This window comes from Streptomyces flavofungini (assembly GCF_041028215.1).
Lineage (GTDB): Bacteria > Actinomycetota > Actinomycetes > Streptomycetales > Streptomycetaceae > Streptomyces > Streptomyces flavofungini_B.
Window position 1 is genome coordinate 1 of sequence record NZ_JASKYR010000299.1, and the last position, 10753, is coordinate 10753.

Annotated in this window: 3 protein-coding genes; 2 read left to right on the forward strand and 1 reads right to left on the reverse strand. The window is 74.3% G+C overall.

Annotated features, from left to right (window positions below):
• A partial coding sequence (locus AB8Z36_RS20880) for a type I polyketide synthase (protein ID WP_369214870.1) occupies positions 1-2728 on the forward strand: 2728 nt, incomplete at its 5' end.
• Positions 2729-2826: 98 nt separating this feature from the next.
• Complete coding sequence (locus AB8Z36_RS20885) at positions 2827-8493, forward strand: type I polyketide synthase (RefSeq protein WP_369214871.1); 5667 nt, start codon at positions 2827-2829, stop codon at positions 8491-8493.
• Positions 8494-8793: 300 nt separating this feature from the next.
• Here AB8Z36_RS20885 and AB8Z36_RS20890 read toward each other — a convergent pair whose 3' ends face one another.
• Positions 8794-10302, reverse strand: a complete 1509-nt coding sequence (locus AB8Z36_RS20890) for an MFS transporter (protein ID WP_369214872.1) — start codon at positions 10300-10302, stop codon at positions 8794-8796.
• Positions 10303-10753 lie beyond the last annotated feature (451 nt).

The following is a 10753-nucleotide window of genomic DNA, read 5'->3' on the forward strand; positions in this document are numbered from 1 at the left end:
CGACTGGGCGGTACGGGCCGGAGACGAAGCCGGTCTGCCCCACCTCGCACAACTCGACGAGCACCTCCCGGTCGCCGTGCCCGAAGAGGGCCGCGTCGAGATCCAGCTCACCGTCGCCGCGACCCCGGGCGAGGGCGCCGAGGGCGCCGACGACCGGCCCTTCACCGTCCACTCACGCGTCCTCGGCCCCGGCGCGGACACCACCGCCGACACCCCATGGACCCGCAACGCGACCGGCGTCCTCACCTCCGCCGGGACCACCGGCACCAACCCGGCGCACCCCGGCACCTGGACGGCCACCGACGCGGCCGACACCCTCGACATCGACGACGCCCACGACCTCCTCCACCGCGCAGGCCTCGACCTGGACCACCCCTTCCACACCGTACGAACCCTGCGGCGCACCGGAGACGCCGTCATCGCCGACGTCGAACTCCCCGACAGCGCCCACGCCGACGCCGTCCGCTTCCGCCTCCACCCGGCGCTCCTCCAGAGCGCCATCGCCCTGGCCGCCGCCCCCGCCGACACGGCCGCGGACGCACCGGTCCTGCCCGCCGCCTGGCGGAACGTCACCGTGCACGCCACCGGCGCCCTGCGCCTCCGCATCCGGCTCACCCCCGCTGACGCGGACACCTGGGCCGTGGAGGCCTACGACACCACCGACGCCCCCGTCCTGACCGGCACCGTCACGACACGACCGGCCGAACCCCCGCGCCTCCCTGCGACCACGGGCCCCGACGCCCTGCACCGCGTCATCTGGACCCCGTCGGCCGACAGCACACGGAGCGAAACCCCGGAACACGACGGCCCCTGGGCGGTACTCGGCACTCCGGGACGGCTCACCGCCGCCCTCGAACGCTCCGGCGCCACCGTCCACCGCCACGCCGACCTGGCCGCCCTCAGCGCCGCCCTCGACGAAGGAACGGCCGAACGGCCCGCCCTCATCGTCACCACCCACGGCCCCACCGAGGGCGACGACCCGGTGGCCGCCGCGCACGCCTCCGCGCGCCAGGCCCTGTATCTGGCCACGGACGTGCTGCGCGACCCCCGCCTGACCGGCACTCGGCTGCTCGTGGTCACCGAAGGCGCCGTCGCCACCGGCCCGGACGACGCCGTCCCCGGCCTCGCCGACGCCACCGTCTGGGGTCTGCTGCGCTCGGCCCAGACCGAACACCCCGGCCGCTTCCTCCTCGCCGACCTCGACCCCGCGGACCAGGACGCAACCGCCCCGGACATCTCGGCCGACGCCCTGCTGACCGCCGTGACGGCGACGGCACACTCCGGCGAGAACCAGTTCGGCGTCCGCGCGGGCACCGTCACCGTGCCCCGCCTGGTCCGCGCCGACCACCCCGACGGCGCGCCCGAACCCGCCACCACCGATCCGTGGGGCGACGGCACCGGCGCGGGCACCGTCCTGATCACCGGCGGCACCGGAGTCCTCGGCGCACACGTCGCCCGGCACCTGGTGACCCGCCACGGCGTACGCCGCCTGCTGCTCACCGGCCGCCGGGGCCCGGACGCCCCCGGTGCGGACGCCCTGCGCACCGAACTCGCCGCACTCGGCGCCGAGACCGACATCGTCGCCTGCGACGCCGCCGACCGCGGCCAACTGGCCCGCGTCCTGGCCGACGTACCGGCCGAACACCCGCTGACCGCCGTGGTCCACGCGGCAGGCGTCCTCGACGACGGGCTCCTGACCGACCTCACCCCCGACCGCGTGGACCGCGTCCTGCGGCCCAAGGCGGACGCCGCCTGGCACCTGCACGAACTCACCCGCGACACCAAGCTCACCGCGTTCGTGCTGTTCTCCTCCTACGCCGGTCTCGCGGGCGGCCCCGGACAGGCCAACTACGCCGCCGCCAACGCCTTCCTGGACGCCCTCGCCCAGCACCGGCGCGCCCGCGGCCTCACCGCGCACTCCCTGGCCTGGGGCTTCTGGGAGGACCGCAGCGAACTCACCGGCGCCCTCGACGGTGCCGACCTGGCCCGCCTGGCCCGCTCCGGCATCCGCCCCCTGACCGCGGAGCAGGGCCTCGGCCTCCTCTCCACGGCCACCGGCCTCGACACGGCCCACCTGGTCCCGGTCGGCCTCGACGCCCGCACCCTGCGCGGCGACGAGGTGCCCCCGCTGCTGCGCGCCCTCGCCCGCCCGGCCACCCGGCGCACCGCGGCCACCGGCACCGCGCGGCCCGGCGGCGGCGAGGGCCCGGCGGACTTCCGGCAGCGGCTCGCCGCTCTCGCCGCACCCCAGCAGCAGGCGCTGCTGCACCGCATGGTCGTCGGCCATGTCGCCGCCGTCCTCGGCCACGCCTCGGCGGAGTCCCTGGACGCGGGCCGCGGCTTCCTCGACCTCGGCATGTCCTCACTGACCGCGGTCGAACTCCGCAACCGGCTCAACGCCGAGACCGGACTGACCCTGCCCACCACCCTGATCTTCGACCACCCGGACCCGGCTTCCCTCGTCCGCCACCTGCGCACCGAACTGGGCGCGGACACCGGCGACACCCAGGCACCCGTCTTCGCCGAACTCGCCGGGCTCGAAGCCGCCGTCGGCGGCACCGCACTCGACGACCAGGACCGCGCCCACCTCGCGCAGCGCCTCAAGGCCCTCCAGTGGAAGCTCGACTCCACCCAGGACAGCGCCGAGCGCGACGACGACTCCGACCTCGACACCTCCACGGACGACGAGATGTTCGACCTGATCGACAACGAACTGGGGCTCGCCTGACCGCACGTCCGCCGGTGCGCCACGAGCCCACCGGCGGACGTCGCCCCCACCCCCCGATCACGTCACCGCGTCCTTCTCGAACTCAGAGGATCCACCCCATGGCAAGCTCCGAAGACAAGCTCCGCGACTACCTCAAGAAGGTCACCGCAGACCTGCGCCGCACCCGGCAACGGCTGGAGTCTGTCGAGGCCCGGGACAACGAGCCCATCGCCGTCATCGGCATGGCCTGCCGCTTCCCCGGCGGCGTCCGCTCCCCGGAGGACCTGTGGCGGCTGGTCGCCGACGGCACCGACGCCGTCGGCCCGCTGCCCGAGGACCGCGGCTGGGACCTGGAATCCCTCTACGACCCCGACCCGGGCACCCCCGGCAAGAGCTACGTGCGCGAAGGCGGCTTCCTGGCGGACGCCGCCGGATTCGACGCCGACCTGTTCGGCATCGCCCCCCGCGAGGCCCTCGCCATGGACCCSCAGCAGCGCCTCCTCCTGGAGACCGCCTGGGAAGCGGTCGAGCGCGCCCGCATCAGCCCCGCCTCCCTGCGCAACACCGACACCGGCGTCTTCGTCGGCGGCGCCGACACCAACTACGGCTCCCTCGCCCGCTCCGCCGAGGAGACCGAGGGCCACAACCTCACCGGCGGCGCCATGAGCGTCCTGTCCGGCCGCATCTCCTACACCCTCGGCCTCGAAGGCCCCGCCGTCACCGTCGACACGGCCTGCTCCTCCTCGCTGGTCGCCCTGCACCTCGCCGTCCGCGCCCTGCGCGCCGGAGAGTGCTCCCTCGCCCTGACCGGCGGCGTCGCCATGATGCCGACCACCGAACTGTTCACCGAGTTCTCCCGCCAGCGCGGCCTCGCCGCCGACGGCCGCTGCAAGCCCTTCGCCGAAGCCGCCGACGGCACCTCCTGGGGCGAGGGCGTCGGCGTCCTCCTCGTCGAACGCCTCTCCGACGCCCGCCGCAACGGCCACCCGGTGCTCGCCGTGGTCCGYGGCTCCGCCGTCAACCAGGACGGCGCGTCCAACGGTCTGACCGCGCCCAACGGCCCCTCCCAGCGCCGGGTCATCCGGCAGGCCCTCGCCAACGCCCGGCTCGCCGCCGACCAGGTGGACGTGGTCGAGGCGCACGGTACGGGCACCACTCTGGGCGACCCGATCGAGGCGCAGGCGCTGCTCGCCACGTACGGCCAGGACCGTCCCGCGGACCGGCCGCTGCTGCTCGGCTCGGTCAAGTCGAACATCGGGCACACCCAGGCCGCGGCCGGTGTCGCCGGTGTCATCAAGATGGTGCTCGCCCTGCGCAACGGGCGGCTGCCCGCCACGCTGAACGTGGACGCGCCCAGCGACCAGGTCGACTGGAGCGCCGGGTCGGTGGAACTGCTCACCGAACCGCGGGAGTGGACCGGCGCCGACCGTCCGCGCCGCGCGGGCATCTCCTCCTTCGGCATCAGTGGCACCAACGCGCACATCATCGTGGAGCAGGCGCCCGCCGCCGAACCACAGGCGAGCGCCGAGGACACGGCTCCCGTCGTCCCGTGGCTGCTGTCCGCCCGCGACCAGGACGCCCTGCGCGCCCAGGCGCGGCGGCTGCACCAGCACCTGACAGCGGGTGGCGCGACGGCGTCCGGCGATACGGTCACGCGGCCGCGCCCGCTGGATGTCGCCTACTCCCTGGCGACCACCCGCACCGCCTTCGAGCACCGCGTCGCCGTCACCGGCTCCGACCGGGAGGGCCTGCTGGCCGCGCTCGGTGCCGTCGCCCGGGGCGAGGAGCCCGGGACGGCGGCGGGTGAGGGGCTGCTCGCGCTGCTCTTCCCGGGTCAGGGCTCCCAGCGGCTCGGCATGGGCCGTGACCTGTACGAGCGGTTCCCCGTGTTCGCCGAGGCGTTCGACGCGGTCTGCGCCGGTCTCGACGAGCACCTGGAGCAGCCGCTGCGCGCGGTGATGTGGGGTGACGACGAGGCCGCGCTGAACGCCACCGCGTACGCCCAGGCCGCGCTGTTCGCGCTCGGCGTGGCCCTGCACCGCCTGACCGCGTCGTGGGGCATCACCCCCGACCTGGTGGCGGGCCACTCCATCGGCGAGGTCGTCGCGGCCCATGTGGCCGGGGTGTTCTCCCTCGCGGACGCCTGCGCCCTGGTCGCCGCGCGCGGCCGGCTGATGCAGGCGCTGCCGGAGGGCGGTGCCATGGCCGCCGTACAGGCCACCGAGGAGGAGGTGCTGCCGCACCTCTCCGACGGGGTCTCCATCGCCGCCGTCAACGGGCCCGCGTCCGTGGTGGTGTCCGGAACGGCCGAGGACGTCGAGCGCGTCACCGGCGTCCTGCGGGAGCTGGGTCGGCGGACGACCGCGCTGCGCGTCTCGCACGCCTTCCACTCCCCGCTGATGGAGCCGATGCTCGAGGAGTTCCGCGCGGTCGTCGCCGGACTCTCCCCGCAGCCGCCTGGGCTCCCGGTCGTCTCCAACCTGACCGGGGCCGTCGCCGGGGCCGACGAGCTGTGCTCCGCCGCGTACTGGGTACGGCACGTCCGCGAGGCCGTCCGCTTCGCCGACGGTGTCCGCGCCCTGCACGAGGCGGGAGCCACCCGCTTCCTGGAACTCGGACCGGACGGCGTCGCCTCCGCGATGGCCCGCGACTCCCTGCCCGAGGAGGCCGTCACGGTCGCCGCCCAGCGTCGCACCGCATCCGGTGAGGACGCGCTGGTGGACGCCGTCGCCAAGCTCCACGGGCACGGGGTCCGCGTCGACTGGGCCGCGTTCTTCGCCGGTCTCGGCGCCCGCAGGACCGAGCTGCCCACCTACGCGTTCCAGCGGCGCCGCTTCTGGCCCGCCGAGATGCCGGCCATGGGCACGGGAGCGGAGGCCGCGGGGCTTGAACCAGCAGGCCACCCGCTGCTCGGCGGCGCCCTGGAGCTCGCGGGCAGCGACGGTCACCTGTTCACCGGACGGCTCTCCCAGGGCACCCACGGCTGGCTCGCCGACCACCGGGTGATGGGCGCCGTCCTGGTGCCCGGCACCGCCCTCCTCGAACTCGCGGTCCACGCGGGCACCGTCCTCGGCTGCGACCGGGTGGAGGAACTGACGCTGGCCGCGCCGCTGGTGCTGCCCGAACGGGGCACGGTCCAGGTCCAGGTGGGTGTCGGCGCGCCCGACGAGTCGGGGCGGCGCACCATCGGCATCCACTCCCGGCCCGCCGACGACCCCGGCGCGCCCTGGACCTCGCACGCCGACGGCACCCTGGCGTCCGGCCCGGCGGACACCCCGGCCACCGACTTCGATGCCACGCTGTGGCCGCCGGAGAAGGCCGAACCGCTCGACGTCGACGGGCTCTACGAGCGCTTCGAGGACTCCGGATTCGCCTACGGGCCGGTGTTCCAGGGCCTGCGGGCCGCCTGGAGCAGGGACGGCGAGGTCTTCGCCGAAGCGGCCCTGCCCGAGAGCGCCGACGGTGCGGCGTTCACGCTGCACCCGGCCCTGTTCGACGCCGGGCTGCACGCCACCGCGCTGGCCGGTGCGGGCGAGGCGGCGGCGGACGGCACGGCGGGGGAGGAGACAGGACCCGGCCAGGTGCCGTTCTCCTGGAACGGGGTGTCCGTGCACGCCGTGGGCGCCTCCGCCGTACGGCTGCGGCTGTCCCGCGCCGACGACGGCACCCTCGCGATCGCCGTCGCCGACAGCGCGGGCACTCCGGTGGCCACGGTCGGTTCCCTGGTGACCCGTCCGATCGCCGCCGGACAACTCGGCGGAGCGGGCGGGGCGGGCCGCGACTCGCTGTTCACCCTGGACTGGGTGCCGGTCGCGGACCTGGCGGACGGGGCGGCGGGCGGTGACGCGGCGTCCGGTTCCGTGTTCGTGGTCGGTCCCGACGCCGCTCTGCTCGGGGACGTCGAGGCCGAGCGGGTCTCCGGCCTCGCCGATCTCGCCGGTCTCGCCGACTTTGGTGGCGCGACTGGTGATGAGGCGCCCTCCGTGGTCGTCCTGCCGACGGACACCACCGGCACGGTGTCCGGTGATGCCGCGGCAACCGCCCGTGCCATGACCGTCCGGGTCCTCGAAACCGTCCGCGACTGGCTGGCGGACGAGCGGTTCGCCGCCTCGCGCCTGCTCGTCGTCACCCGGGGTGCCACCGACGGCGCCGCTCCGGCCGCCGCCGCGGTCTGGGGTCTCGTACGTGCCGCCCAGGCCGAACACCCGGGCCGGTTCACCCTGCTCGACCTGGACTCCGCCGCCCACGGGCGTGCCGGGGAAACGGACCCGGCAGAAGCGGCGGTCGGGCTTACGGTCCTGCGGGCCGCGGCACTCTCCGAGGAACCGCAACTCGCGCTGCGCGAGGGCAGGTTGATGGCACCCCGCCTGGTACGGGCACCAGCGCCCGCCACGGAAGCCACCACGGACGCCGCGCCGACCGGCTGGGACCCGGAGGGCACCGTCCTCATCACCGGCGGCACCGGCGGCCTCGGCGCCGCCGTCGCCCGCCACCTGGTCACCGAGCACGGCGTCCGCAGCCTGCTGCTGGTCAGCAGGCGCGGACCGGCGGCCGAGGGAGCCGGGGAACTGACCACCGCCCTGGAGGAGGCGGGCGCCCACGTCACCGTCGCGGCCTGCGACGTCGGCGACCGGGCAGCCGTCGACGCCTTGGTGGCGGACATCCCCGACGGCCGTCCGCTGCGCGCCGTCATCCACGCGGCCGGTGTCCTGGACGACGGAGTCGTCGGCTCCCTCACCCCGGAGCGGCTCACCTCCGTACTGCGGCCCAAGGCGGATGCCGCCTGGCACCTGCACGAGGCGACCGAGGGCCTGGAACTCGACGCCTTCGTGCTGTTCTCCTCGGTGGCCGGAACGCTCGGCAGCGCCGGACAGGCCAACTACGCGGCAGGCAACGCCTTCCTCGACGCGCTGGCCCGCCACCGCCGCGAGGCCGGACTGCCCGCGGTGTCGATGGCCTGGGGCCCCTGGACCCGGGGCAGCGGCATGACCGGCGAACTCACCGAGGCGGACATCGCCCGGATGACCCGCGCGGGCATGCCGCCGATGACCCCCGAGCAGGGCCTGGCCCTGTTCGACTCGGTCACCGGCGCCGTCGGATCCGCGCCCGCGGTCCTGCCGGTCCGTCTCGACCTGGGCGCCCTGCGCGCCCTGGGCGAGGTGCCGCCGCTGTTCCGCTCGCTGATCAGGACCCCGGCACGCCGTACCGCTGCCGCGGGGAGCGCCGCGACGGCCGCCGATCTCACCCGGCGGCTCACCGGGCTCACTCCGGCCGAGGGACAGGAAGTCCTGCTGGAGCTGGTGCGCGGTCAGATCGCGACCGTGCTCGGGCACGCGGGCCTGGCCGACGTCGAACCGACCCGCGCCTTCCAGGACCTGGGCTTCGACTCGCTGACCTCGGTGGAACTGCGCAACCGGCTCGGCGCCCTCACCGGCGTCCGGCTCCCGGCCACCCTGCTGTTCGACTACCCGACGCCCAGCGAACTCGTCGCCCACCTGTACGCCAAGGTCGCCCCCGCCCCGGCGGACGGTCCCGGGGCGGTCCTCGCGGAACTGGACAAGCTGGAGCGGAGCTTCACCGGCGTCGCGCCCGGCAGCGAGGAGTTCGGCACCCTCTTCGACCAGGTGGCGGGCCGCCTGGAGGTGCTGCGCAGCAAGTGGCAGTCGCTGCGGGCCGACGCGGGCACCGGCTCGGGGGAGAAGGCGGAGGAGGAGTCCTTCGACTTCGGTTCCGCCTCCGACGAGGACATGTTCGACATGCTCGACAACGAACTCGGACTCTCCTGAACCGGCTCGGGTCCGCACCCGGGCCGACACTCTGAGGGACCCCCTGGGGCCCGGTGCGCAACGGCACCGGGCCTCAGGGCTTTTCATGGCGTCACTCCGCCGTGCCCCTTTCTGTGGCTGTGGTGCCCGTTTCCTGGGTGGTCCTTTCTCCGAGTTCGGGGATATGTCCAGGTGAGCGCGGTGCGCATATGCGTTTTCGGGCACACGATGCCCGTCCGGGCGGTTCGGTTGCCCGGTGCGGGCAGGGGGGGGAGGGGCGGCGGTGCCCGGCGTACAGGCACCGCCGCCGTGACAAGACGGTCAGTCGACGGGACCGTGGGAAGCCGTCGATCCGACGCGGCTGTTGGCCCGCCGAGGCAGGCAGAACATCAGGGCCCACATCAGGACGAGGAAGCCGCCGACCCACCACAGCACGGTGATGAACGCGTCGCGGTTGAGCGCGGGGTCGTGCGTACCGCCGGTGGTGGCGAAGAACACGAGCGCGGTCAGCGCGGTGCCGAGGGCGATGCCCAGGTGGATGGCAGTGTTGAACAGGCCCGATGCGGCTCCGGCGGCCTCGTGCGGGACCCGGGCCAGCGACATGTCGGCGAGCGGGCCGCTGACCATGCCGAGGCCGAACCCGATCAGTACTACCGGAGCGGTCATGGCCATCAGGGTCAGGTCCGCCCGTCCCGCGGCGGCCTGGAACCCGTAGGCGGCCATCGCAGCGGACGCGATGAGCGCTCCGGTCTGGGGCAACCGGCGGGCGAAGCGCCCGCCGCTCTTCGCCGCGATCGTCGCGCCGGCCAGTTCTCCGAGGGAGAGCAGTACGAAGGCCAGGGCCGCGTGGAGGGGGCTCATGCCGAGTCCGCGCTGGAGGTAGAGGGTCCAGGTCATGAAGAACAGCCCGCAGAGCAGCCCGTGCACCAGCTGAGCGGCCATGCCGCCGGAGAACTGCCTGCCCCGGAAGAGGGAGAGGGGCACGAGGGGTGCGTCGCCCTGCTTGCGCCGCTGGTGGCGCAGGAAGACGGCGCATGCGAGGAGACCGGCGGCGAGCAGGGCGAAGCACCACCACGGCCAGTGACGCAGGTGCCCTTCGCTGAGCGGGAAGACGACCAGGACGATGGCCAGCGCGGACAGCAGCATGCCGGTCAGGTCGAGCCGGTCGGCTCCCTGGACGGTCGACTCGGGGACGAACCGGCGTCCCAGGATGAGCACGGCGAGGCCGACGGGCACGTTGACCAGGAAGATCGGTCGCCAGGAAAGACCGAACAGATCGGCCTCGGTGAGGAGGCCGCCCAGCACCGGTCCCAGGACATTGGCGAGCGACAGGACCGCCCCGTACAGACCGAACGCCTTGGCGCGGTCCTCGCCGGAGAAGGTGACATGGAGGGTGGCCAGGACCTGCGGGATCATCAGCGCGACCCCCACCCCCTGGAGGGCGCGGGCGGCGACGAGCAGGCCCGGTCCGGCGGCGAGGCCGCACAGCAGGGAGGCCGTGGTGAACACGACGGTGCCGATGAGGAGCATCCGGCGTCGGCCGTAGAGGTCGCCGAGGCGTCCGCCGGTGATCAGCCCGACGGCGACGGGCAGGGAATAGCCGGTGGTCAGCCACTGCGAAGCGGCCGGTCCGGCGCCCGTCGACTCCTGGATCGCGGGCAGCGCGGTCAGGACGACCGACTGGTCGAGGATGTCCATGAGCTCGGCGACCAGCACCACCAGGAGGGCGATCCGGGCCGCCATGGCGGTTTTCGGGTGGTGGGGTGGTGCCGGGTGATTCGGGGTCTTGGCGGTGTGCTGTGGCTCGTTGTCGAGCGCGGAGGATGACACGACGGGGGACTCCTGATCCAGAGGGACCGGGGAGCCCTGCCGACGGCCGCACCGGGGCCGGAAAACACGAGACCCGGGGCAGTCGGCAGAGCTGCACCCGGGAAAGAAGACTGCGGGGAAGGGTGACGCAACTCAGGCCAGCGCGACGTCCGCCCCCGGACACGTGCGACACATCAGCACGTGGGGAACACGGACGACTACATGGCCTGGTTAATAGGACGTCACCTCAAGACCGACACAGCAGGAACAGGAACGCCTCCACAGTACGACACTCCCGGCCGACGCCGCACATCACATACGCGTCCGCCGCATCCGGCGAGTGACGGCAAGGCAAAGGTGGCGGCCGAGCGATGCGGCGGCMRSGCAWRKGMCCGCGGACGCAGGTCGTGCGTCCACGGGCCTTCACCTTGCCCGCACTACGGGGGGAGTGAGTGCGGGCAAGGTGAAGGCC